A 24,369-nucleotide genomic window follows, 5' to 3' on the forward strand; every position below is an offset into this window, starting at 1 on the left:
AGGTCATCGTCAAGATTAAATTCCAGAACCCCTGTTTGCTAACGCAAACAGGGGTTTTGTTTTGGGCGCTCGAAAAGCCTGCGCATCGAACAGGCTCACCCTCTATGGATCGCTCTATTCAGGGCTTTTATCGCAGATATCCAAACACCAGTCGAACCTTGCACCTGATCCAGGTTCACAGGTGGTGCGCGGTATATTTATCTGCCCGCTATGTACCTTTCAGCCACGCAGTCAGCGTCTGAGCTTAAGCAAAATAATCCCTGGAAAAGGCTAATGCCGCCTGTCCGGACCCGACCAACGCGGACTATCATGCGATAGCCCTGTCCCCTCACTGCAAGGAGCCGCTCGGAACGCCGATGCGCCAGATCTGGAAATCTTTTCGAGCCCTTTATTTCGCCTCCTTGATGATGCTGATCGGCTCCGGCCTGCTCAGTACTTATTTAGCCTTGCGACTGGCGGCTGACCATGTCGACAGCCTGTGGGTGGGTGCGTTGATGGCGGCCAACTACTTTGGCCTGGTGCTGGGCGGCAAGATCGGGCACCGCTTGATCGCTCGTGTCGGGCATATACGCGCCTACGCGACCTGCGCCGGGATCGTCGGCGCGGCTGTGCTGGGGCACGGTTTGATCGATTGGCTGCCTGCCTGGATCGTCCTGCGGGTGATCGTGGGCCTGGGGATGATGTGCCAGTACATGGTCATTGAAAGCTGGCTCAATGAGCAGGCGGAGGCCAAGCAGCGTGGCGTAGTGTTCAGCGGCTATATGATCGCTTCCTACCTCGGTCTCGTACTGGGCCAGCTGATACTGGTCATGCATCCCCATCTGGGGCTTGAACTGCTGATGCTGGTCGCGCTGTGCTTTGCCCTGTGCCTGGTGCCGGTGGCCATGACCCGACGTATTCACCCCGCACCGCTGCATCCGGCGCCGATGGAGCCGCGTTTCTTTATCAAGCGCGTGCCACAGTCCCTCAGCACGGTGCTGGGGGCTGGACTGATCGTGGGCTCGTTCTATGGCCTGGCGCCGCTCTATGCCTCCCAGCAGGGGTTGACGACCGAGCAAGTCGGCCTGTTCATGGGCTCCTGCATTTTTGCGGGACTGCTCGTGCAGTGGCCGCTGGGCTGGTTGTCCGACCGCTATGACCGCGCGCTGCTGATCCGCTGCTTTGCCTTGTGTCTGGCAGTGGCGGCATTGCCCTTGGCGATCATGACTCAGGTTCCGTTGGAAGTGCTGTTCGTAGCGGGCTTCTTTTGTTCACTTGTGCAGTTTTGTCTGTACCCGTTGGCCGTGGCTTTTTCCAACGACCACGTAGAAGGTGATCGCCGGGTCTCGCTGACGGCCATGTTGCTGGTGACTTACGGAGTGGGCGCCAGTATCGGCCCGCTTCTGGCAGGTGTGGTGATGAAGCTGTTCGGCAGCCAGATGCTGTACGCGTTTTTCAGCCTCTGCGCGTTGATCCTGGTATGGCGCATACGGCCGAAGGCGGTGACCAACTTGCATCAGGTAGACGATGCGCCGCTGCATCACGTGGCGATGCCTGACAGTATGTCCAGCTCGCCGTTGGTGGCAGCCCTTGACCCGCGGGTAGATGAACAGGTGGTGCAAGAGCAGATGCAGGCCACTGTTCCTGAACCGGACCCAGAACCTGTCGTCGACGAGCCGGCTGTCGAGGTAGCGCCTGAGTCGACAGACTCGGAAGACCATCCCCACGACTTGAGCAGAGCGCGCCCCTGAACGGAAAACGGGCAGACCCTATCAGGATCTGCCCGTTTTCACTTCAGCGTTCGAGGCTTAAAAGTCGTCGTCCTTGTCGAAGCGTCGAGCTTCACGCTGCAGCTGATACACAAAGCGTTCTACCTGGCGCTGCACCAAACCGCTCATGTTATGAAAGCGCACGCCGGCAAACGTGGTGTTGATCCTGTCTTCGAAATGCAGGTAACGCAACTCGACAGCGGTAGTCATGTTGCCGAATGGCAGCGCGGCGATGAAGCGGTCGTAGACCTGCCCCAGTTGCAGGCGTTCGGCGATGTCGCCTTCAAAGCGCAATTTGCATCCAGTGGCGGAAATGTCCAGCAACTTGCCGTTGACCGGAGCCTTGAGCTTTTCGCCGCCCAATTCGATATTGACCAACTGCGCCAATTTCAGTGCCGCGCGAAATGCATTGCGACGCTGATGATAGACCACCTCACCGGGCATGCTGCCACTGTAGATACGGTGACCATCCTTCTCGCTGATGCTCAGCGTGCCGTTACTCTCCCAGGCGACCCGGACACCGTCATGAAAACCTTCGACGCGGAAGGGTTCGCCATTTTCGAGGTGACGTTCACCGTCACGCGGAATCATTTCGTCCAGCACCAGCGTCTTGCTGTCCCGGTCGATGTCCACAAGGTAGCTTTGGAAGCGTTGGCTGCGTTCGTGGAAAGTGATGATCAATGGATCATGGCTTTCCTGGAGCATCCGCAGCGTGCTGGCGATTTCCAAAGGTGTGGTAAGAACCTTGGGTGGCTGCGGTGCATCTTCCGCATTAAGGGCGTTGAACACGGTTGTTCCATCTCCAGGAAAATACGACTACACGCAAGAACCGGCATTTTGCCAGTATGTAGCGCACCTTGGATAGGCCGCGCTTTGAACCGCTGTCAGGCTTGGCTGCGGGTGCTTGGCTTGACCAGGCGTGAAGTGGACCCCTGGGCGTTATACAGGGCCGGGGGCTCGCCGCCGTGAAGAATACGTAACTGATTGGCCGTGGTGGCTTGCTGTAGCTGAATCGACTGGCCGTTGAGCAGATTGGCTTCCTGGCACTGGGTGAGCAGGTGATTGAGCGCTTTGCTTTGCGTCAGCAACTGATCGCCGACCGAGGAATGGCTTGCCAACTGTGCCAGGCCGTCGTGATCGGCGGGCAGGCCCAGGCTGTTGAGGATCTCGCTGCGCTTCGTGCCGTGCTGTTCGAGCAGCACAATCAGCGATTGTTTGCGCGCGAGTATTTCTTCGAGCAAAGGCATATCCCGGCCATACAGGGCCAGGGACTCTTCTTTTAGCAGCTCGAGCAGTTGTTGCGTCGGCGCCAGATCATCAATGATCAGTTGAAGCAAATGTTCGTCGTGGTGCATGGCTGGCCTTGGGTTTTAAGCGTCCAGAAGCCCAGCGCAGGCCTTTGCCTAGCGCTCGGCTTCGAAGTTAAGCAGCTTGCTGGCTACACGGTTGCTGTCGACTGTGTAACTGCCATCGGCGATAGCCTGTTTCAACTCGGCCACGCGGGCTTTATTGACAACCGGTTGATCGCGCAGCGAGTCAGTGACCTTCTGCAACTGCTGAGCCTCATTACTCAGGTGAACCGACTCCCCACTCTGGCTCGCACTCGCCTGCTCTGCCTTGGCCGGCAGGGGCTGGGACTTGGCTTCTACGTTTTCCTTGCCGGCAGTACGCGTAGTGCCTGACGTCGTCGGGGTGTTATTTAAACGGCTGAAATCAATGACCATGATCAAAAAACCTCTGGGTATTTGGACGCTTGCCATGTTTTCGGCAATACCCGGACAAACTTTAGGCGCGAATGACAATAAATCTCCGCACGGAGCACTCTATGCACAGTGTAGGAAAACCTGGCGCCCCGTACCAGTCATCTATAACGCCACCTCGACTTGGCCCGGAGCTGTCACTCGCGCCTTGATCACGCGGTTGGAGTTGAGGTTCTTGACGCGAATCTGTTCGCTCATGCCACCGTTGGACAGCGCTTCCCCCGGCATTTTTACGTTCAACCCGCCGCTGCTGGCGGAAATCACGACCTGGTCACCTTTACGAATGACTTCAGCCTGCTCCAGGTGAACCAGGGTAATCACTTGGTCGGTGACCACTGGTCGGGTGAGGCGCTGCCCGATCGCCTGGTCCAGGGAGGTCAGGTAACCCTGGTTGATCAGGCTGATATCCCGTTCACGCAGTGCAACGTCGTCATCGCCAATGATGCCGGTGCGCTTCAACGGCCGTGCCACCACGACGACGTCGCGGAACAATTTGACTTGAGCCGGTACAAACACCGTCCAGGGTGAGGCGCCTTCACAGCGTACTTTTACGGTGACACGGCCAATGGGCTGGGCCGGGCTTTCCAGGGTGGCTGTCAATTCCTTGTCACACATCGGCATGCGCAGGCGCGGGTCCAACTGATTGACCTGGATCTCATAGCGCCCCGGTGTCTGGGTGGTCTCCAGATAATCTTCTACAGTGTATTCAAGAAAGCCCTGGGTGACGCCGATAAGGAGATCAGGCAGGGTGACGTTGTCGGCGCGAGCGGTGACGCCCACGCCCCAGACAAGCAGCGCCATCGCGGCGCAGAGCAATCTGCGATACTTTGGGCGGCAAGCGCGTCGGGAAACTGTCGTTTTAATATCCATAGCCAACCAAATAGCAAAGCTCGTGCCGTTTAGTGTTGGGTACGCATCGTACCTCTGGGATTTAGGAGTCTGGGCATGGCAGGTGTAATGGATTCAGTAAACCAGCGCACACAGCTGGTAGGGCAGAATCGCCTGGAGTTGTTGCTTTTTCGCCTGGACGGCAAGCAGCTGTACGGGATCAACGTGTTTAAAGTGCGCGAAGTGCTGCAGTGTCCCAAGCTGACGATCATGCCCAAGTCCAGTCCGGTGGTGTGTGGCGTTGCCAATATACGTGGCGCGACCATCCCCATTCTTGACTTGGCAATGGCCACCGGGTCCTCTGGTTTGCAGGACCGCGAGAGCCCGTTCGTGATCATTACCGAGTACAACACCAAGACCCAGGGGTTTCTGGTGCGCTCGGTGGAACGTATCGTCAACATGAACTGGGAAGAGATTCATCCGCCGCCCAAGGGCACCGGGCGCGATCATTACCTCACGGCGGTGACGCGGGTGGATAACCAGTTGGTCGAGATCATCGACGTGGAGAAAATCCTCGCCGAGGTTGCGCCCACCTCGGAAACGATTTCCGTCGGGGTCGTGGATGCCGAGACGGCACACAAGGCGGTATCCCTGCGCGTGTTGACCGTGGACGACTCCTCTGTCGCGCGCAAGCAGGTCACGCGTTGCCTGCAAACCGTTGGCGTCGAGGTCGTAGCCCTTAATGATGGGCGCCAAGCCTTGGATTACCTGCGCAAGTTGGTGGACGAGGGCAAGAAGCCGGAAGAAGAGTTCCTGATGATGATTTCCGACATTGAAATGCCGGAAATGGACGGATACACCCTCACGGCTGAAATACGCAACGATCCACGCATGCAAAAATTGCACATCATCCTGCATACTTCGTTGTCGGGGGTATTCAATCAGGCCATGGTCAAGAAGGTCGGTGCAGATGACTTCCTGGCCAAATTCCGGCCTGATGACCTCGCATCCCGGGTAGTCGACCGGATCAAGGCAGCAGATCACGGCTAGGGGCATTTCTCCTGGCGGTCACACGATTTAAGAGGCGGTACCATTGTCTACGGGTAATTTGGATTTCGAACAGTTCCGGGTCTTCCTGGAAAAAGCCTGTGGCATATTGCTCGGTGAAAACAAGCAGTACCTGGTATCCAGCCGTCTCAACAAGCTGATGGAACAGCAGGGCATCAAATCCCTGGGTGAGCTGGTCCAGCGTATCCAGGGGCAGCCGCGCAGCGGGCTCAAGGAGATGGTGGTCGATGCCATGACCACCAACGAAACCTTATGGTTTCGCGATACCTACCCCTTTGAGGTGCTCAAGAACAAAGTGCTGCCCGAAGCCATCAAGGCCAGCCCGGGCCAGCGCCTGCGCATCTGGTCGGCGGCATGCTCCTCGGGACAGGAACCTTATTCGATCTCCATGACCATCGACGAGTTCGAGCGGACCAACATGGGCCAGTTGAAAGCCGGCGCGCAAATTGTGGCGACGGACCTCTCCGGCAGCATGCTCACCAACTGCAAGACCGGTGAGTACGACAGCCTGGCCCTGGGCCGAGGCCTGTCCCAGGAACGTTTGCAGCGCTATTTTGACCCGAAGGGGGCAGGGCGCTGGGCGATCAAGGCGCCGATCAAGAACCGCGTCGAGTTCCGCTCGTTCAACTTGCTCGACAGCTACGCCAGCCTGGGCAAGTTCGACATGGTGTTCTGTCGCAACGTGCTGATCTACTTCTCGGCCGAAGTGAAGAAGGACATCCTCTTGCGCATTCATGGCACGCTCAAGCGCGGCGGGTATCTATTCCTTGGCGCGTCGGAAGCCTTGAACGGCTTGCCGGATCACTACCAGATGGTGCAGTGCAGCCCGGGAATCATCTACCAGGCCAAATAACAACGTTTACCCGGTAAAAAATGTGGGAGGGGGCTTGCCCCCGATGGCGGTGGGTCAGTCAGCTATTCATGACATGACACACTGCTATCGGGGGCAAGCCCCCTCCCACATTTGTTTCGCGGCACTTTCAACGGTAGCGGCAATCCTTCCATTGCCGCTTTACTGGCGCCACGCGGAAAGCACTTGCCGCTTTTCTGGCATTGCCGCCGGCAATTTCTCTGCAAGCCCTTGATATACGGGGCTTGGTCACATTGGCATGCACCTTGCTATAACCCTGCTAACGAACAGCAGGTCAGCCTAAAGGTTTCCGCCATGAGCATCAGCTTCGATAAAGCGCTCGGTATCCACGAAAAAGCCCTGGGCTTCCGCGCCCAGCGTGCCGAAGTCCTGGCCAACAACATTGCCAACGCCGACACCCCGAACTACAAGGCTCGGGACCTGGACTTCTCCGCCGTGCTCGCCGCACAGCAGGACAAGACCAAAAACGGCGCCTTCGCCTTGAACATGACCAACAGCCGTCATATTGAAGCGCAAGGCCTGAGCAGTGGTGACGAGTCGCTGCTGTATCGCACGCCGATGCAGCCGTCGATCGACCAGAACACCGTTGATGCTCAACTGGAACAATCGAACTACGCCGAAAACTCGGTGAACTTCCAGGCCAGCTTCACCCTGCTCAACAGCAAATTCAAAGGGCTGATGTCAGCCCTGCGTGGAGAATAAGCCATGTCCCTGTCCAGTGTTTTCAATATTGCCGGCAGTGGCATGAGCGCGCAGACCACGCGTTTGAACACCGTCGCCAGTAACATCGCCAACGCCGAGACCGTGTCTTCGAGCATCGACCAGACTTACCGTGCCCGTCATCCGGTATTTGCCACCATGTTCCAGGGCGGCCAGGGCGGCGGCAGTGATTCGCTGTTCCAGAACCAGGATGCCGCCGGGCAAGGCGTGCAGGTACTGGGTGTGGTCGAGGACCAGAGCAACCTCGAAGCGCGTTACGAGCCCAATCATCCGGCAGCGAACGAAAAGGGTTATGTCTACTACCCCAACGTCAACGTGGTCGAGGAGATGGCCGACATGATTTCCGCCAGCCGTTCGTTCCAGACCAACGCGGAAATGATGAACACCGCCAAAACCATGATGCAGAAGGTCCTGACCCTGGGTCAGTGATAAGGGGCGCCAAATAATGGCCATCGTTGATACGTCGAACAACACGGCAGTCCAGGACCTGTTCAACTCCAAGGTCAAGGACGCTTCAAACAATGTAGCGAATGTTTCCAAGGCTGCCACCGGCAACCAGGCGTTGGGCAAGGATGCATTCCTGCAACTGCTGGTCACCCAGCTGAAAAACCAGAACCCGTTGTCGCCACAGGACAACGGTGCCTTCGTGGCGCAGTTGGCCCAGTTCAGCAGCCTGGAAGGCATCAACACCCTGAACGACTCGGTAAACAACATATCGAGCAACTTCAGCTCGTCGCAGGCGCTGCAGGCTTCGTCGCTGGTGGGACGTTCGATCATCACCCAGACCGACAAGGCACTGGTCGATACCAGCAAGAGCATGAACGGGTCGGTGGCGGTAACGGCGGCAACGGGCAACGTCTCGATCAAGATCACCGACAAGGACGGCAACGTGGTGCGCACCCTCGATATGGGCGCCCAGAGCGCGGGTTCGTCGGACTTCATCTGGGATGGCAAAAACGATAAGGGTGAGGTTGCCCCAGCCGGCACTTACACCTTCGCGGCCTCCGCCAAGAGCGACAAGGGCGACGCGGTTGCCCTGGCTACTTCACTGCCGGCAACGGTGACCAGCGTGACGCTGAGCAAGACTGGTGGCGAAATGCTGTTGAACCTTGCAGGCGGCATGGGCAGCGTCAAGCTGTCGCAAATTCAGACTATCGGTACATAGAGCCGGCTAACAACGGCAGAGGGAGAGAAACATGTCTTTTAATATCGGCCTTAGCGGCCTCTATGCGGCCAACAAACAACTGGACGTGACCGGCAACAACATTGCCAACGTGGCGACCACTGGTTTCAAGTCGTCCCGTGCAGAGTTCGCGGACATCTACGCGGCGTCCAAACTGGGCACCGGGAAGAACAGCATCGGCAATGGCGTGAACCTGGCGGCGGTGTCGCAGCAATTCACCCAGGGTGACGTGAATGGCAGCGGCGGCATCCTGGACATGGCGATCCAGGGCGGCGGTTTCTTCGTGCAGAAGGGCAGTGACGGTTCGCTGGAATACACCCGCAGCGGTGCGTTCCGTGCCGACAAAGACGGCTACATCACCAACAACAGCGGTACCTCGCGCCTGCAAGGCTACGCGGCGGATGATAACGGAAAAATCAACAAGGGCGGCCTGACCGACCTGCAACTGAACCTGACGAACCTGCCGCCCAAGGCCTCCACCAAAGTGGACTCCGCCAGTAACCTGAACTCCTCGGAGCCGGTGATCGATCAAACGGCCAAGCCATTCGATCCCACCAAGACCGACACCTTTACCACGCAATACAGCACCACCTTGTACGATTCCCAGGGCAACGCTCACCCGATGGTGCAGTACCTGGTGAAAACCGACGGCAACAAGTGGAATGCCTACACCCTGATCGACGGCCGCAACCCTGACGGTTCTTCCCCGACGGGCACCCCATCGACCCCACCTGTGGCGTCGACGCTGACCTTCGATGGCGCGGGCAAACTCACCAGTGTGGTGACCGGTGGTGTATCCGATAAGACCCTCACCGTTGCCGGTTGGGTCCCGGGTACGGTGACCAATGGTGTGTGGAAGGCCAACGGTGCGAATGCCAACCCGGGTGGGATTGCGGTCAACATGGCCAACATCACCCAGTACAACTCGGCCACCTACCGTAACCCTCCGGTGACCGATGGCTATGCCACCGGCCAGATCACCGGCCTGAAGATCGACGGCAGCGGCGTATTGTTCGCCACTTTCAGCAACCAGCAGAGCAAGGCTATCGGCCAGATCTCGCTGGCCAGCTTCAACAACGAACAAGGCCTGCAACCCGCCGGCAGCACCACCTGGAAAGAAACCTTCGCGTCGGGCCAACCGGGTTATGACACCCCGCAATCCGGCACCCTGGGCTCGATCGTGGCCAACTCCCTGGAGAACTCCAACGTCAACCTGACCAATGAGTTGGTGGACCTGATCAAGGCCCAGAGCAACTACCAGGCGAACGCCAAGACCATCTCCACCCAGAGCACCATCATGCAGACCATCATTCAGATGACGTGATGCGCCGGCGCTCCACAGGAAGCCCCTCGTAAGAGGGGCTTTTTTGTGCCCGTAGGAAAAGTGTCGGCGACATATAGGGTTACGCGCAGACATGCGCCGCACGGAACGCGGCATGCCCGCCTTGCCACTGATCGGATCATAGCCGAGAGGTTCAGCCATCATAGGGGGCGGGGATATGTGGGGTACGGGTGTTTTCGCAGCCGATAGCAAGCGCGCAGGACCGCTACCTGTCAGGGTTGCGGATCAGTCGAAACCGGTAGCGCCTGACGCCGACAAGGCAACGGTTAAAACCCTGCTTAACCAACTGTTTGAGGCGCAGCAGTCGGGCAAGACGCAGACAGTTCAGGACACGCGCGACAAGTTGAATGCGCTGCGTGAGAAGTTGGGGGACGAGACATTCAAGGCGATTCTCGAGCAGCTCAAGAGCGATGTCAGTGAAGCCTGGTGGGCTTGGTTGAAGGCGCTCTTTCCAGAATTGTTTGCGGATGAAGACGGCCCCTCTCCCGCTCCTTCTCCTACGCCGCCAGGTGGTGGTGGCGGCGTGAATCGAGCGGATTTTGGCCCTCGTGACTCGATGAGCGACTTGCCGATCACCAGCGGCGCTAGCCATTTTGACTATAGAGTAGATAACAGCAATCCTGGTGTTGCACCCAAAAATATCTGGAGTGGCTTCAGCCAAGGCTTCACCGGAAATTGTGTCACCGTTTCAGCAATAAAGGCTGCAATGCAGCAGTTCGGCCAAAAACCTACCGATGTGTTTAAAAATGTAGCGGAGGCGGGTAATGGTTGGGATGTGGTGATGCGAGATGGTGTGCAGGTCCATGTATCCAAAGACGAACTGAAGCAGGCCGCCCGTTTCGCTAATTTCAGAGGCGATGATGCCTCGATGATGACTGATGCGAACTTCATGTATGCCGCAAGTGCCAAGCGGGCGCAGAAGGAAGGGAATGACGGGAAGACCAACCTCAGCTTTTATGAAGCAATGCGCACTCTCAACGATGGAGAGGTGGCTCGTGAAGGTCTGGATCGTTTAGGGCTGCGTGGGCTATATCGGCAAGGTACTCATGCTGATTTCGCCAATGGAAAAATAGGTACTGTGGAATATAAAAGCCATTCCATGGCAGTTATCGGTAATCGGGTCGAGCTATGGGGAAAGCGCGGAGGGGTTCCGGAGCCTGGCATAGTCAGTGTATTTATATAAGCAGTCAAAAGAAAAACCCCGGTAAATCCATTTAAAGCCTGGAGTTACCGGGGTTTTTCATTTGCCTTTAGCCGCTAGCAAGCTCTGCGGCCTATTGGCAAGCCTCACAATCCGGCTCATCAATCGCACACGCCTTCGGCACTGGCGCAGGTCCAGCTGGCGCGGCGAGAACCGAGTCATCACCATGGTTGCCGCTGGAAACGGCGTTCAGCTTGCCAGTGTTGATGGTCGACTTCTCGGTGCTGGTCGCGGCCAGGGCACGGAGGTAGTAAGTGGTTTTCAGGCCACGGTACCACGCCATGCGGTAGGTCACGTCGAGCTTCTTGCCCGAAGCACCGGCGATGTAGAGGTTCAGGGACTGCGCCTGGTCGATCCACTTCTGACGACGGCTGGCGGCGTCAACGATCCACTTGGTGTCCACTTCGAACGCGGTTGCGTAGAGCTCTTTGAGTTCCTGCGGGATGCGCTCGATCTGTTGCACGGAACCGTCGTAGTACTTCAGGTCGTTGATCATCACCGAGTCCCACAGGCCACGGGCTTTCAGGTCGCGGACCAGGTACGGGTTGATCACGGTGAACTCGCCCGACAGGTTCGATTTCACATACAGGTTCTGGTAGGTCGGTTCGATCGACTGCGACACGCCGGTAATGTTGGCGATGGTTGCGGTCGGTGCGATGGCCATGATGTTGGAGTTACGAATGCCTTTCTGCACACGGGCACGTACCGGCGCCCAGTCCAGGGATTCGTTCAGGTCAACGTCGATGTACTTCTGGCCACGCTGCTCGATCAGGATCTGTTGCGAGTCCAGCGGCAGGATGCCCTTGGACCACAACGAACCCTGGAACGTCTCATAGGCGCCGCGCTCGTCGGCCAGGTCGCAGGAAGCCTGGATAGCGTAGTAGCTGACCGCCTCCATGGACTTGTCGGCGAACTCGACGGCAGCATCGGAACCGTAAGGAATGTGCTGCAGGTACAAGGCGTCCTGGAAGCCCATGATGCCCAGGCCGACCGGACGGTGCTTGAAGTTGGAGTTCTGCGCCTGTGGCACCGAGTAGTAGTTGATGTCGATAACGTTATCGAGCATGCGTACGGCGGTGTTGACGGTGCGTTCCAGCTTGGCGGTGTCCAGCTTGCCGTTGACGATATGGTTCGGCAGGTTGATCGAGCCCAGGTTGCAGACGGCGATCTCGTCCTTGTTGGTGTTCAAGGTGATCTCGGTGCACAGGTTCGAGCTGTGGACCACGCCCACGTGCTGCTGCGGGCTGCGCAGGTTGCACGGGTCCTTGAAGGTCAGCCATGGGTGGCCGGTTTCGAACAGCATCGACAGCATCTTGCGCCACAGGTCTTTGGCCTGGATGGTCTTGAACAGCTTGATTTTGCCAGGGTACTGGGCCAGGGCTTCGTAGTACTCGTAACGCTCCTCGAAGGCCTTGCCGGTCAGGTCGTGCAGGTCCGGCACTTCGGACGGCGAGAACAGGGTCCACTGGCCGTCATCGAAGACACGCTTCATGAACAGGTCAGGGATCCAGTTGGCGGTGTTCATGTCGTGGGTACGACGACGATCATCACCGGTGTTCTTGCGCAGCTCGATGAATTCTTCAATGTCCATGTGCCAGGTTTCCAGGTAGGCACATACAGCGCCTTTGCGCTTGCCACCCTGGTTCACGGCAACGGCGGTGTCGTTCACCACTTTAAGGAACGGCACGACGCCCTGGGATTTACCATTGGTGCCCTTGATGTACGAACCCAGTGCACGCACCGGGGTCCAGTCATTGCCCAGGCCGCCGGCGAATTTGGACAACATGGCGTTGTCGTGGATCGCGTGGTAGATGCCCGACAGGTCATCCGGCACGGTGGTCAGGTAGCAGCTCGACAGCTGTGGACGCAGGGTGCCGGCGTTGAACAGGGTCGGGGTCGACGACATGTAGTCGAAGGACGACAACAGGTTGTAGAACTCGATCGCACGGTCTTCCTTGTGCTTCTCTTCGATCGCCAGGCCCATGGCCACACGCATGAAGAACACTTGCGGCAGTTCGAAGCGGATCCCGTCCTTGTGGATGAAGTAACGGTCGTACAGGGTTTGCAGGCCCAGGTAGGTGAACTGCTGGTCGCGCTCGTGGTTGATCGCCTTGCCGAGTTTTTCCAGGTCGAAGGTGGCCAGGATCGGGTTGAGCAATTCGAATTCGATACCCTTGGCGATGTAGGCCGGCAGGGCCTTGGCGTACAGGTCGGCCATCTCGTGGTGGGTGGCGCTGTCGGCGACACCGAGGAAGCCCAGGCCTTCGGCGCGCAGGGTGTCCATCAGCAGGCGCGCGGTCACGAACGAGTAGTTCGGCTCGCGTTCAACCAGGGTACGGGCGGTCATCACCAGGGCGGTGTTGACGTCGGTCAGGGCCACGCCGTCGTACAGGTTCTTCAGGGTTTCGCGCTGGATCAGGTCACCGTCGACTTCTTCCAGGCCTTCGCAGGCCTCGGTGATGATGGTGTTCAGGCGGCCCAGGTCCAGTGGCGCAAAGCTGCCATCGGCCAGGGTGATGCGGATCGACGGGTGCGCTTGCACGGCGTCGGCGGATGGCGCGTGTACGGCACGTTCCTTGGCGCGCGAATCGCGGTAGATCACGTAGTCACGGGCAACTTTCTGCTCGCCGGCACGCATCAGGGCCAGTTCGACCTGGTCCTGGATTTCTTCGATGTGGATGGTGCCGCCCGATGGCATGCGACGCTTGAAGGTCGCGGTGACCTGTTCGGTCAGGCGGGCAACGGTGTCGTGGATGCGCGACGAAGCAGCAGCGGTGCCGCCTTCAACTGCAAGAAACGCTTTGGTGATGGCGACGGTGATTTTGTCATCGGTGTAAGGAACGACAGTGCCGTTACGCTTGATCACGCGCAATTGGCCAGGTGCGGTGGCGGACAGATCCATATTCGAATCGGCGGCCTGCGGCACGGAGCCCTGCGGGTTCTCGCGAGTTGTGTCGGTTTGCATGGGGGGTTGTCTCCACGTTCTATATTTGATTGCGAGTGCCAGGCTTTCCTGCAACACCCGTACCGTTTTCCATATCTTTGGATGAAAAACAGCTGCCATCCGCGTGAGCGGTTTGGTCTACTGAAAATCGGTTGGTTCCACGTTGCGCCAGCAATAAAGCGCTTGAATTTCGAGCCGCTTATGTGGTTGGACGCTTTCCGCCAAAACCCTACATGTAGGGTCTCTTGAAGTGCCGAGGTACAAGATAATGCGTTTTACAGGTGTTAGCAACGCACTAACCTGTGGATAACACTGTGAGTAAAATGTGTAAGAAAGGTTGAAGGGGCGTGTAGGCCGCATTACTGCTGGATTGCGCCGTTTGTCATTAAATGTTTCGAAGCTAAAACAAGCTGGCGGTTTTCGAAGGGCGCGAACCCTACCACAAAAAAACGCCATGGCCGAATCGATTTCCCGACTTGTGCTTATGGGTTGGCCCATGGCTACAATCGACCCTCGTTATGCCCTCAATACATGACAAACAGGCTGTGCCTGGACCGTCTTGGCCGGAAGAATTTCCTATAACAATGAGGACAACCCATGGGACAGGATCCCTGGCAGGTATTGATCGTCGAGGATGACGAACGCTTGGCCGAGCTGACCCGCGAATACCTGGAGAGCAACGGCCTGCGCGTGTCGGTGGAGAACGACGGTGCCCTGGCGGCGGCGCGCATTATCGCCGAGCAGCCTGACCTGGTGATCCTCGACCTGATGCTGCCCGGCGAAGACGGCCTGAGCATCTGCCGCAAGGTGCGCGGGGGCTATGACGGCGTCATCCTGATGCTCACTGCGCGCACCGACGACATGGACCAGGTGCAGGGCCTGGACATGGGCGCCGATGACTACGTGTGCAAACCCGTGCGTCCGCGCCTGTTGCTGGCGCGTATCCAGGCCCTGCTGCGGCGCAGCGAACCGGCGCCGGCGGTTGCGGTGGAGCACCAGCGACGCCTGCAATTCGGCCCGTTGGTGGTGGACAACGCCTTGCGCGAGGCCTGGCTGCACCAGGGCGGCATCGAACTGACCAGTGCCGAGTTCGACCTGCTGTGGCTGTTGGTGGCCAACGCCGGGCGCATTCTGTCGCGCGAAGAAATTTTCATCGCCCTGCGCGGCGTCGGTTACGACGGCCAGGATCGTTCGATTGATGTGCGCATTTCACGTATTCGCCCCAAGATCGGCGATGACCCGATCCACCCGCGCCTGATCAAGACCATCCGCAGCAAAGGCTACCTGTTCGTGCCCGAAGCCGCTGCCGACATGCCGCTGTGAACTCGATCTTCCTGCGCATCTACGGCGGCATGTGCGCCGCGCTGATCCTGGTCGCGCTGCTGGGGGTGCTGGCCCTGCACTTGCTCAACGATGTGCGCAGCGACCAATACCGCGAGCGCCTGGCCCATGGCACGTTCGCGTTGATGGGCGACAATCTGCGGCCCATGAGCGCCATCGAGCGTCAGCGCGCATTGGCGGTGTGGGAGCGATTGCTGGGCATTCCGTTGCAGTTGCGCACCTTCGCCGACGCGCAGCTGGACATGAGCCAGCGCAAGCGCCTGCAACGTGGCCAGGTCCTGGTGGAGCAGACGGGGCCCCATGCTGCGCGGGTACTGCGTCTGGTCAGCGAACAGGAGCAATGGGTGCTCACCGGCGAAGTGCAGCAGATCAGCGAGCAATTGGCCCGCGCCACTATCTACCTGCTGGCCGACGAACTGGTGCGGTTTCCGGTGGCCGAGCAGCCGCAACGTCTGGCTGACCTCAAGCAGGCCAAGGGCTTTGGTTTCGAGATGCACCTGATGACCCTCGACCAGGCCGATATGGACGAGGACCAGCGTCGACGCGTGGCCGAGGGCGATACGGTGATGGCCCTGGGCAAGGGCGGTGATTCGATCCGTGTGTTTGCCGGCATGGTCGGCACGCCGTGGGTGCTGGAGATCGGCCCGCTGTATCAAATGAACCCGTACCCGGCGCAATGGCTGATCCTGATCGCGCTGATCGGCCTGACCCTGATCGGTCTGATCGTCTACCTGTTGGTGCGCCAGCTCGAGCGCCGCCTCAAGGGCCTGGAGGCGGCGGCCACGCGCATCGCCAAGGGCAACCTGGAGGTTCGCGTACCGGCGCGAGGCGTCGACTCGGTGGGGCGGTTGGCGGCGGCGTTCAACGGCATGGCCGAGCACTTGCAGCAATTGCTGGCGATTCAGCGTGAACTGGTACGCGCAGTGTCCCACGAGCTGCGCACGCCCGTGGCGCGCCTGCGCTTCGGCCTGGAGATGCTGGGCGACGCCAACACCGCCGAGGCTCGGCGCAAATACCTGGAGGGCATGGACGGCGATATCCAGGACCTCGATGGCCTGGTCGATGAGATGCTCACTTATGCGCGCCTGGAACAGGGCGCGCCGGCGTTGGACTTCCAGTGCGTCGACCTCGATGCGTTGCTCGACCAGGTGATCGGCGAATTGTCGCCACTGCGCCCGCAGGTCAGCGTCACCCGCGGGATGTGCTCTTCATCGGCGCATCGGCAGGACGCCTGGGTCGATGCCGAGCCCCGCTACCTGCATCGCGCGCTGCAGAACCTGGTCAGCAATGCCATGCGCCACGCCAAGGGCCAGGTGCTGATCAGCTATCAGGTCGGGCAGGTGCGGTGCCGTATCGACGTGGAAGACGATGGCCCCGGCATACCGGAAAGTGCCTGGGAACGTGTGTTCACCCCGTTCCTGCGCCTGGACGACAGCCGCACCCGCGCCTCGGGCGGGCACGGCCTGGGCCTGTCGATCGTGCGGCGGATTATCTATTGGCATGGCGGGCGGGCGTTGATCAGCAAGAGCAACAACCTGGGCGGGGCGTGTTTCAGTCTGAGTTGGCCCAGAGAACAGGGAAAACCCTGACACCGCCATCGGGGGCAAGCCCCCTCCCACATTTGGAATGCATTCCCCTGTGGGAGGGGGCTTGCCCCCGATAGCGGTCTATCAGGCGCCAACCGCCACCAGACTCAACAACTGCTCCCCGTCCACCCCAAATTGCCCCTCCAATTCCTTGCCATGGCACCACTCACTGGACAGGTCCGTGAGCAACCGCAACCGCACATGCCCGGCCTGCGACCACTCCACCACCTCGGCATGCTCAAAATAAAAGCGCTTGTGCACGAGCGGGTAGAGCGCCTTGAACAGACTCTCCTTGACCGAAAACGTCAGCGTCACCAGCAGGGCGACCTGCTCGCGCGGCAGGCTGGCCATTCGTTGCATTTCATCGGGGGTAAGGATCTCACCCGCCAGGCGTTGCGCCCGTTCCAGCGTCAGCAGGTTCTCCAGGTCCATTCCCAGCCCGCGCCACTGCGCCCTGTGCGCGACGATCGCCGCGGCGTGCCCGGTGCTGTGGGTGATGGAGCCGCTGATGTGCACTGGCCAGATCGGCGCGCGGTCTTCGCCGATGGCCGGCACGCAGTCGAGGTTATCGAGTCGCCGCAGCGCTTCGCGGGCGCACAGGCGGCCGGCGAGGAATTCCGCCTGGCGCTTGGCCACCGAGCGCTGGATACTCGCCGGCGGCGGCACGGCGCTGCGGTGGAAGTCGCCGGCGTTCAACAAGGCCGGGTCGAATCGCGTGCTCAAAAACACGGTGCCCGGCAAAGGAGCAGGCAGCGGCCAATGGGCATCGAGTGGGGTACAGCAGGCGGGTAGGGGCGTCATGCGCGACATTTTGCCGAGTTGGCGCGTCAGTGCATAGCCCGTAGTGATAGCCCGTAGTGATAGTCCGTCGTGTATGTCCCCATCGCGCTTCAGGCCGGGTTCAGAGCCCGTTCAGGGGGAGTTCAGGGGCGCTTGCGTAGTGTGGACGCCACAGCCTGAACGCTTAAGAGGTAAGCACCATGACTGCGATCAAGAAACTGCTGTTGGCATTGACCATGCTCAGTGCCACCGCCGGTGTGCAAGCCAGCGATAGCACGTTTGCCGCTTTTGGCCGAGAGAAAAGCAAAAAAACCGGCAACCTGATCCATCGGGTCAGCTTCGAAGAGGTGAGCGTTCAGGCCGCACCGTGGGGCCGGTCGCTGGTCACCGCGCCTCAACCGGGTTACCGCGCCGGTTACGCGCCTCAGTCTGGCCACTACAATGGCATTAAACTGCGCCCGCAAGACCTGCAGGGCCGCTATGATATCCCTCGCTCGGACTGTTGAATTGCCTTGGAGAGCCTTATGAAATTGCTGGTGGTGGAAGATGAGGCGCTGTTGCGTCATCACCTGTTTACCCGCCTGACCGACAGCGGCCACGTCGTCGAGGCCGTGGCCAATGCCGAGGAAGCCCTGTACCAGACCGGCCAATTCAACCACGACCTGGCGATCATCGACCTGGGGCTGCCCGGCATGGGCGGCCTGGACCTGATCCGGCAACTGCGCACCCAGGCCAAGACCTTTCCGATCCTGATCCTGACCGCCCGCGGTAACTGGCAGGACAAAGTCGAAGGCCTGGCTGCCGGTGCCGACGACTACGTGGTCAAACCGTTCCAGTTCGAAGAGCTGGAGGCGCGGATGAACGCCTTGCTGCGCCGCTCGAGTGGTTTCACCCAGTCCACCATCGTCGCCGGGCCCCTGCTGCTGGACCTCAATCGCAAGCAAGCCTCGCTGGACGAACAACCGCTGGCGCTGACCGCCTATGAGTACCGCATCCTCGAATACCTGATGCGCCATCATCAACAGGTGGTGGCCAAGGACCGTTTGATGGAGCAGCTTTACCCCGATGATGACGAGCGCGACCCAAACGTCATCGAAGTGCTGGTCGGCCGCCTGCGCCGCAAGCTGGAAGGGCCGGCCGGGTTCAAGCCGATCGACACCGTGCGTGGCCTGGGCTACCTGTTCAATGAGCGCTGCCGTTGATTCGCTCACTCCGTGTGCGCCTGATGCTGGCCGCCGCCACCCTGGCGGTGCTGTTCATGCTGGGCTTGTTGCCCGCCATGCAAGGTGCTTTCAGCCTGGCGCTGCAGGATTCCATCGAGCAGCGCCTGGCGTCGGATGTCACCACCCTGATCTCGGCGGCCCGCGTGGAAAATAACCGGCTGCTGATGCCGGCGCAGTTGCCCGATGAGCGCTTCAACCTGACCGACAGCCGCCTGCTCGGCTATATCTACGACCGTGAAGGTCATCTGGTGTGGCGGTCGCGGGCGACCCAGGAAGAAAGGATCAATTACAAGCCGCGCTACGATGGGCGTGGCAACGAATTCGCGCGCATTCGTGAGGCCAACGGTCAGGAGTTCTTCGTCTATGACGTCGAGGTGCGGCTGCTGGGTGGCAAAAGCGCGGCGTTCAGCATCGTCGCCTTGCAACCGGTGCGTGAGTATCAACTGACCCTCGAAGGCCTGCGCGAGAATCTCTACCTGGGCTTCGGCGCGGCGTTGCTGGTGCTGTTGACGCTGCTCTGGCTCGGCCTGACCTGGGGCCTGCAGGCCCTGCGACGCCTGAGCCAGGAGCTGGACCAGATCGAAGGCGGCACCCGCGAAAGCCTCAGCGAAGAGCACCCCCGGGAATTGCTGCGCCTCACCGGTTCCCTCAACCGTTTGCTGCACAGCGAGCGTGAACAGCGGGCGCGCTACCGCGACTCCCTGGATGACCTGGCCCATAGCCTGAAAACCCCGCTGGCGGTATTGCAGGGGGTGAGCGAAGACATGGCCCAGCGCCCCGAGGAGCGCAGCCAGGCCTGGGTGCTGCAGTCGCAGATCGAGCGCATGAGCCAGCAGATCGGCTATCAATTGCAGCGCGCAAGCCTGCGCAAGAGCGGCCTGGTGCGCCATCAGGTACGCCTGGAGCCGGTGCTGCAGAGCCTGTGCGACACCCTGGACAAGGTTTACCGGGACAAGCGCGTCACCGTGACCCTCGACCTGCCGGACGCCTGCGACGTGCCCATCGAAAAGGGCGCCCTGCTCGAGATGCTCGGCAACCTGCTGGAAAACGCCTACCGCCTATGCGTGAAGCAGGTACGTATCAGCCTGGTGGAGCACCCGGACGGCAGTGAGCTGTGCATCGAAGACGATGGCCCCGGCGTGCCACCGGACCAGCGCGCCCGGATCCTGCAGCGCGGCGAACGGCTTGATCGCCAGCACCCGGGGCAGGGCATCGGGTTGGCGGTGGTCAAAGACATTATCGAGAGCTATCACGCGCGGTTGACCCTGGGCGATTCGGCGCTGGGTGGCGCGGCGTTCAGGATTCACTTTCCGGCCTTGTGAGGGGGGCAGGCCTGCTGCCCACCTTCAACCCTCCTGCGCGCGATACGCCCCCGGTGTCAGGCCGGTCCACTTCTTGAACGCCCGATGAAACGCCGATGGTTCCGAGAACCCCAGCTGTTCTGCAATGTCCTGCAAGGACAAGTCCGCCCGCCCCAAATGGTATATGGCGATATCACGGCGTAACTCATCCTTTAATGCCTGAAAGCTGCTGCCTTCTTCACGCAAATGCCGGCGCAGGGTTTGCGGGCTGATATGCAAATGCTGTGCGACCGCTTCCAGGTCCGGCCAGGGCGTGCGGTCGCGGCTGAGCAAGCGGCGCAGCTGGCTGCTCAGGCTGTCGCCTTCATCGGGTCGAGACAATAGGTCGGCGGGGGAGCGCTGTAAAAAGTGCTTGAGGGTGCGTTCATCCTGCAGCAGCGGCAGGTCTAGGTAACGGCTGGGAAACACCAGACTGCTGTTCGGTGCGGCGAATACCTGGGGGCAAGGAAACAGCAGGTCGTATTCACTGGCGTGGGCCGGCATCGGATAACTGAAGGTGACCTGATGCAGCCGAATACGCTGGCCGATCAACCAACTGCCCAGACGATGCCAGATCACCAGCAGGCATTCACTGAGAAAGTGGTCCGGGTCCCACAGTGGCGAGTCGTCCAGGCTCAAGCGAACGCTGTCGCCTTCGCGTGTCAGCTGCCAGCGCGGGCCGTGGGGGAACAGGCTATAAAATAACAGGCCGCGTTCCAGCGCCTTCTCCAGCGTGCGGCAATGAATCAGCGCATGACACATCATGGCGAAGGTGCCGCGCTTGCTCGGCGCCTGGGCGAAACCCAGGTATTCATCATCCAGCGCCAGCCAGAGCATTTGCAGCAAGCGGGTAAATTGCTCCGGAGCGATACGCGCACGCGGTTCGCTCAGTTGTTCGGGGGTGATACCCACCTGCTGCAACAGGCGCGAGTAGTCGTAACCGGCCCGACGCGCGCCGCCCAGGGCCGCGCGGGCGAAGTGACTGGCGATGGTGCGTTCACGCATGACAGGGCCTCGTCCATGGAAGGGCCGATGGTAGCCATCACCCGGAGAGGGTCACAAGGCGGATATCCGCCAAATTGTAGGACGAGATAGGGCGAGTCGGCGGAAATCCGCCACCTTGTTACACGCCCGCCGAGCCTCGGCAAGCCGCAAGCCCTCATGTGCAAAGGCTTTCATCGGTTTTAAGCAAAGTGGCATGGCGTTTGCGATAGGGATTACAGCGCAGGATTGTTCCTACAGACCTCGCCAAAAACAAATCCCTCCAGTGCAGGAGGGTTCGCAATTCAAGTGTCGTGGGCAATGGCGGATATTTGCCACACGGTGCGATTGAGGAACTTTGCAATGACGACTCGTCAGCCAATCTACAAATCCCTGTATTTCCAGGTGATCGTTGCAATCGTTATCGGTATTTTGCTCGGCCACTTCTACCCGCAGACCGGCGTGGCCCTCAAGCCACTGGGTGACGGCTTTATCAAGCTGATCAAAATGGTCATCGCCCCGATCATCTTCTGCACCGTGGTCAGCGGTATCGCCGGCATGCAAAGCATGAAATCGGTCGGCAAAACCGGCGGTTACGCGCTGCTGTACTTCGAAGTCGTTTCCACCATTGCGTTGCTGATCGGCCTGATCGTGGTCAACGTCGTGCAGCCGGGCGCCGGCATGCACATCGACGTGGCCACCCTGGACGCTTCGAAAGTCGCGGCCTACGTGACCGCCGGTAAAGACCAGAGCATCGTCGGCTTTATCCTCAATGTCATCCCCAACACCATCGTCGGCGCCTTCGCCAACGGCGACATCCTGCAAGTGCTGATGTTCTCGGTGATCTTCGGTTTCGCCCTGCACCGCCTGGGTGCCTACGGCAAGCCGGTGCTGGACTTCATCGATCGTTTCGCCCACGTGATGTTCAACATCATCAACATGATCATGAAGCTGGCGCCCATCGGTGCCCTGGGCGCCATGGCGTTCACCATCGGTGCCTACGGCGTAGGTTCCCTGGTGCAGTTGGGCCAGTTGATGATCTGCTTCTACATTACCTGCGTCCTGTTCGTGGTGGTGGTGCTGGGCGCCATCTGCCGCGCCCACGGTTTCAGCGTATTGAAGCTGATTCGCTACATCCGTGAAGAGCTGCTGATCGTACTGGGTACTTCGTCTTCCGAATCCGCACTGCCGCGCATGCTGATCAAGATGGAGCGTCTGGGCGCGAAGAAATCCGTGGTCGGCCTCGTTATCCCCACCGGCTACTCGTTCAACCTTGACGGTACCTCGATCTACCTGACCATGGCGGCCGTGTTCATCGCCCAGGCGACCGACACCCACATGGACATCACTCACCAGATCACCCTGCTGCTGGTGCTGCTGCTGTCCTCCAAAGGCGCTGCGGGTGTGACGGGCTCGGGCTTTATCGTCCTGGCTGCCACCCTGTCGGCTGTCGGCCACCTGCCGGTTGCCGGCCTGGCGCTGATCCTGGGTATCGACCGCTTCATGTCCGAAGCCCGCGCGCTGACCAACCTGGTGGGTAACGCCGTTGCCACCATCGTTGTGGCCAAGTGGGTCAAGGAACTGGACACCGACAAGCTGCAAAGCGAGCTGGCATCCGGCGGTACTGGTATCTCCGAAACCCGCGAAATCGATGACCTGGGCGTGGCCGAAGGCCCTGCACCTGTGGTCAAGTAAGCTGAAGATGGCGTGAACTAACGCCGACAGCAACACACAAACGCCCCGACTGGTTCGGGGCGTTTGCGTTTCTGGCGCGTCACGGCAGTCGCTTTTGTTTTACAGTAAATGAATCGGTTGAAACGCTTGCGGGAGGTTTTGTGGACAGTGTGGATCTGAATGTCCTGCGCAGCGTGCTGGAATGGCGCCGCGCCGGGCAACGCGTGATGTTGTACAGCGTGGTGCAGACCTGGGGCAGTGCGCCGCGCCCACCGGGGGCAATGTTGGCCCTGCGCGGCGACGGGGTGGTGATTGGCTCGGTGTCCGGCGGTTGCATCGAGGATGACTTGATCGCGCGCCTGCAGGATGGCCGTTTGCCCGACGATGGCCCGCCCGTGCAGTTGGTCACCTACGGCGTCACCCGCGATGAGGCGGCGCGCTTTGGCCTGCCCTGCGGCGGAACCCTGCGCCTGACCGAAGAACGAGTGGACGACTGGGAGTGGGTCGCGCAATTGCTGGCACGCTGCGAGGATCATCAAATTGTCGCGCGGGAGCTGAACCTGGCCACGGGTAAAGTGACCCTTAACGCCGCGAGCAAGACCGATGCAGTGACCTTTGACGGCCAGTGTCTGCGCGCCATCTATGGGCCTCGCTGGCGCCTGCTGTTGATCGGCGCCGGGCAACTGTCGCGCTATGTCGCGGAAATGGCGCGCCTGCTCGACTTTGAAGTGCTGATCTGTGACCCGCGTGAAGAGTTCGTCTATGGCTGGGAGGAACAGCACGGCCGCTTCGTGCCGGGCATGCCCGATGAAGCGGTGCTCAATATCCAGACCGACGAACGCACGGCGATTGTCTGTCTGACCCACGATCCACGCCTGGATGACATGGCGTTGCTCACGGCGTTGAATTCCAGTGCGTTCTATATTGGCGCCCTCGGTTCGCGGGTCAACACGCAGAAACGACGGGAAAACCTGGCGGCGTTGGGCTTGTCGGCAGAAGCGATTGCACGGTTGCATGGGCCCATCGGCTTGCACATCGGCAGCCACACGCCGGCGGAAATTGCGCTGTCGCTGATGGCGGAAATCGTCGCGATCAAGAACGGCGTGGCGCCTCTGCAGAAAAAGCCGCTGGCGGCGGTTGCCCAGTGACAGTGACGGCGATAGTGCTGGCGGCGGGGCAGGGCAGTCGCTTTCGCGCCGAAGCCGGGGCTGACCGAGACAAGTTGCTGGCACATTGTATTGGGCTCGATGGTGTGACACGGCCAGTCATCGAGCAGGTGCTGGTGAACCTGCCGGCGACGCTTGTTGAGCGCTGGGTGGTGACTTCACCGGAACGCCTTGAGGTGATTCGGTTGGCTGAGGCGCATGGTTGCAAGGTCCTGCTGCTGGAGTCGGCCGGCATGGGCGACAGCATTGCTGCCGCCGTTGCGGCCAGCGCTTGGGCAGAGGGCTGGCTGGTGGTGCTGGGGGATATGCCGTTTATTCGATCCGCGACGATCGAGCGTGTGCTGGCCGATCCGGCAAGTATCACCGTGCCGGTGCATGCCGGACAGTATGGGCATCCGGTGGCTTTCGACCGTGTGTTGGGGTCTGCATTGATGGCGTTGGCCGGCGACCGTGGCGCGAAGGCTTTGTTTGCACTGGCACAGGTGCGGGGCGTGCAGGTGGATGATCCAGGCGTGCTATGGGATGTGGATGTGCCGCAACAGTTGAGTTTCAGCGCCGACTGAATGTGGGAGTGGGCTTGCTCCCGATGATCGTTCCCACGCGGAGCGTGGGA

At 60.1% G+C, this 24,369-nt stretch carries 24 protein-coding genes; 17 read left to right on the forward strand and 7 right to left on the reverse strand.

The genetic code is table 11. The features are described 5' to 3' along the window. Together BFP90_RS28910 and BFP90_RS04010 are read left to right on the forward strand one after the other, a co-directional pair. Nucleotides 1–242: hypothetical protein (locus BFP90_RS28910; RefSeq protein WP_218061238.1), on the forward strand; the 242-nt coding region annotated here is incomplete at its 5' end. A gap of 114 nt (nt 243–356) precedes the next feature. After that, on the forward strand, nt 357–1,730 hold the full coding sequence (locus BFP90_RS04010; protein ID WP_065892957.1) for an MFS transporter: 1,374 nt from the start codon (nt 357–359) through the stop codon (nt 1,728–1,730). A gap of 57 nt (nt 1,731–1,787) precedes the next feature. On the opposite strand, the gene BFP90_RS04015 is transcribed toward BFP90_RS04010, so the two are convergent. The 4 genes from BFP90_RS04015 to flgA all read right to left on the reverse strand — a co-directional run bounded on the left by BFP90_RS04015 (nt 1,788) and on the right by flgA (nt 4,378). After that, entirely contained in the window at nt 1,788–2,537 is a 750-nt protein-coding gene (locus BFP90_RS04015) for a flagellar brake protein (RefSeq protein ID WP_065884808.1), read from the reverse strand. 95 nt (nt 2,538–2,632) lie between these two features. Next, the gene (locus BFP90_RS04020; protein ID WP_065892956.1) at nt 2,633–3,103 is read right to left on the reverse strand and encodes a flagellar protein FlgN; all 471 of its coding nucleotides are present in this window, start codon (nt 3,101–3,103) and stop codon (nt 2,633–2,635) included. A 48-nt stretch (nt 3,104–3,151) separates the two neighbouring features. Further along, nucleotides 3,152–3,472 (reverse strand): flagellar biosynthesis anti-sigma factor FlgM, encoded by a 321-nt coding sequence (gene flgM / locus BFP90_RS04025; protein WP_065884811.1) that lies wholly within the window; start codon nt 3,470–3,472, stop codon nt 3,152–3,154. A gap of 141 nt (nt 3,473–3,613) precedes the next feature. Further along, nucleotides 3,614–4,378, reverse strand: a complete 765-nt coding sequence (gene flgA / locus BFP90_RS04030) for a flagellar basal body P-ring formation chaperone FlgA (RefSeq protein ID WP_065892955.1) — start codon at nt 4,376–4,378, stop codon at nt 3,614–3,616. Nucleotides 4,379–4,453: 75 nt separating this feature from the next. Here flgA and BFP90_RS04035 point away from each other — a divergent pair, with 75 nt between their 5' ends. The 7 genes from BFP90_RS04035 (at nt 4,454) to BFP90_RS28065 (ending at nt 10,703) form a co-directional block, all read left to right on the forward strand. Then, nucleotides 4,454–5,386, forward strand: coding sequence for a chemotaxis protein CheV (locus BFP90_RS04035; protein ID WP_065884805.1), 933 nt, complete (start codon nt 4,454–4,456; stop codon nt 5,384–5,386). A 43-nt stretch (nt 5,387–5,429) separates the two neighbouring features. Further along, nucleotides 5,430–6,257, forward strand: a complete 828-nt coding sequence (gene cheR / locus BFP90_RS04040; protein ID WP_065884804.1) for a protein-glutamate O-methyltransferase CheR — start codon at nt 5,430–5,432, stop codon at nt 6,255–6,257. A 312-nt stretch (nt 6,258–6,569) separates the two neighbouring features. Then, on the forward strand, nt 6,570–6,977 hold the full coding sequence (gene flgB / locus BFP90_RS04045) for a flagellar basal body rod protein FlgB (protein ID WP_065892954.1): 408 nt from the start codon (nt 6,570–6,572) through the stop codon (nt 6,975–6,977). Nucleotides 6,978–6,980: 3 nt separating this feature from the next. Then, nucleotides 6,981–7,424 (forward strand): flagellar basal body rod protein FlgC, encoded by a 444-nt coding sequence (flgC, locus tag BFP90_RS04050; protein ID WP_065884802.1) that lies wholly within the window; start codon nt 6,981–6,983, stop codon nt 7,422–7,424. A gap of 16 nt (nt 7,425–7,440) precedes the next feature. Further along, entirely contained in the window at nt 7,441–8,160 is a 720-nt protein-coding gene (gene flgD / locus BFP90_RS04055) for a flagellar hook assembly protein FlgD (protein ID WP_065884801.1), read from the forward strand. A 31-nt stretch (nt 8,161–8,191) separates the two neighbouring features. Next, nucleotides 8,192–9,502, forward strand: a complete 1,311-nt coding sequence (flgE, locus tag BFP90_RS04060) for a flagellar hook protein FlgE (protein ID WP_065892953.1) — start codon at nt 8,192–8,194, stop codon at nt 9,500–9,502. A 175-nt stretch (nt 9,503–9,677) separates the two neighbouring features. Continuing rightward, nucleotides 9,678–10,703, forward strand: a complete 1,026-nt coding sequence (locus BFP90_RS28065; protein ID WP_065896007.1) for a hypothetical protein — start codon at nt 9,678–9,680, stop codon at nt 10,701–10,703. Nucleotides 10,704–10,794: 91 nt separating this feature from the next. On the opposite strand, the gene BFP90_RS04070 is transcribed toward BFP90_RS28065, so the two are convergent. Beyond that, complete coding sequence (locus tag BFP90_RS04070; protein ID WP_065892951.1) at nt 10,795–13,686, reverse strand: ribonucleoside-diphosphate reductase subunit alpha; 2,892 nt, start codon at nt 13,684–13,686, stop codon at nt 10,795–10,797. A gap of 576 nt (nt 13,687–14,262) precedes the next feature. Between BFP90_RS04070 and BFP90_RS04075 the strand changes: the two genes are divergently transcribed. After that, nucleotides 14,263–14,988, forward strand: a complete 726-nt coding sequence (locus tag BFP90_RS04075; RefSeq protein ID WP_065896008.1) for a response regulator — start codon at nt 14,263–14,265, stop codon at nt 14,986–14,988. Continuing rightward, nucleotides 14,985–16,595 carry an ATP-binding protein gene (locus BFP90_RS04080; RefSeq protein ID WP_065896009.1) on the forward strand — a complete coding sequence of 537 codons (1,611 nt, stop codon included), beginning with the start codon at nt 14,985–14,987 and terminating at the stop codon, nt 16,593–16,595. Before BFP90_RS04075 ends, BFP90_RS04080 begins: the two co-directional genes overlap by 4 nt. 81 nt (nt 16,596–16,676) lie before the next feature. On the opposite strand, the gene BFP90_RS04085 is transcribed toward BFP90_RS04080, so the two are convergent. Continuing rightward, nucleotides 16,677–17,393, reverse strand: coding sequence for a 4'-phosphopantetheinyl transferase family protein (locus BFP90_RS04085; protein ID WP_065896061.1), 717 nt, complete (start codon nt 17,391–17,393; stop codon nt 16,677–16,679). 179 nt (nt 17,394–17,572) lie between these two features. On the opposite strand from BFP90_RS04085, the gene BFP90_RS04090 reads away from it, so the two are divergent. The 3 genes from BFP90_RS04090 to BFP90_RS04100 are packed head-to-tail and all read left to right on the forward strand — an operon-like array spanning nt 17,573 to nt 19,917. Next, nucleotides 17,573–17,878, forward strand: coding sequence for a hypothetical protein (locus BFP90_RS04090; protein WP_065896010.1), 306 nt, complete (start codon nt 17,573–17,575; stop codon nt 17,876–17,878). An 18-nt stretch (nt 17,879–17,896) separates the two neighbouring features. After that, nucleotides 17,897–18,574, forward strand: a complete 678-nt coding sequence (locus BFP90_RS04095; RefSeq protein ID WP_010208358.1) for a response regulator — start codon at nt 17,897–17,899, stop codon at nt 18,572–18,574. Continuing rightward, complete coding sequence (locus BFP90_RS04100; RefSeq protein ID WP_065884794.1) at nt 18,571–19,917, forward strand: ATP-binding protein; 1,347 nt, start codon at nt 18,571–18,573, stop codon at nt 19,915–19,917. The genes BFP90_RS04095 and BFP90_RS04100 overlap by 4 nt, the downstream gene beginning before the upstream one ends. Before the next feature lie 24 nt (nt 19,918–19,941). Here BFP90_RS04100 and BFP90_RS04105 read toward each other — a convergent pair whose 3' ends face one another. After that, a complete protein-coding gene (locus tag BFP90_RS04105) occupies nt 19,942–20,940 on the reverse strand; it encodes an AraC family transcriptional regulator (protein ID WP_065896011.1) in 999 nt (332 codons plus the stop codon). A 339-nt stretch (nt 20,941–21,279) separates the two neighbouring features. Here BFP90_RS04105 and BFP90_RS04110 point away from each other — a divergent pair, with 339 nt between their 5' ends. The 3 genes from BFP90_RS04110 (at nt 21,280) to BFP90_RS04120 (ending at nt 24,319) form a co-directional block, all read left to right on the forward strand. After that, nucleotides 21,280–22,611 carry a dicarboxylate/amino acid:cation symporter gene (locus BFP90_RS04110; RefSeq protein WP_065884792.1) on the forward strand — a complete coding sequence of 444 codons (1,332 nt, stop codon included), beginning with the start codon at nt 21,280–21,282 and terminating at the stop codon, nt 22,609–22,611. Nucleotides 22,612–22,751: 140 nt separating this feature from the next. Beyond that, nucleotides 22,752–23,738, forward strand: a complete 987-nt coding sequence (locus BFP90_RS04115) for an XdhC family protein (RefSeq protein WP_065892945.1) — start codon at nt 22,752–22,754, stop codon at nt 23,736–23,738. Continuing rightward, nucleotides 23,735–24,319: a nucleotidyltransferase family protein gene (locus BFP90_RS04120; protein ID WP_065892944.1), complete on the forward strand. Its 585-nt coding sequence runs from the start codon at nt 23,735–23,737 to the stop codon at nt 24,317–24,319. Before BFP90_RS04115 ends, BFP90_RS04120 begins: the two co-directional genes overlap by 4 nt. Nucleotides 24,320–24,369: the final 50 nt, after the last annotated feature.

It is taken from the genome of Pseudomonas sp. 24 E 13 (assembly GCF_900004715.1).
In the GTDB taxonomy this organism is placed as follows: domain Bacteria; phylum Pseudomonadota; class Gammaproteobacteria; order Pseudomonadales; family Pseudomonadaceae; genus Aquipseudomonas; species Aquipseudomonas orientalis_A.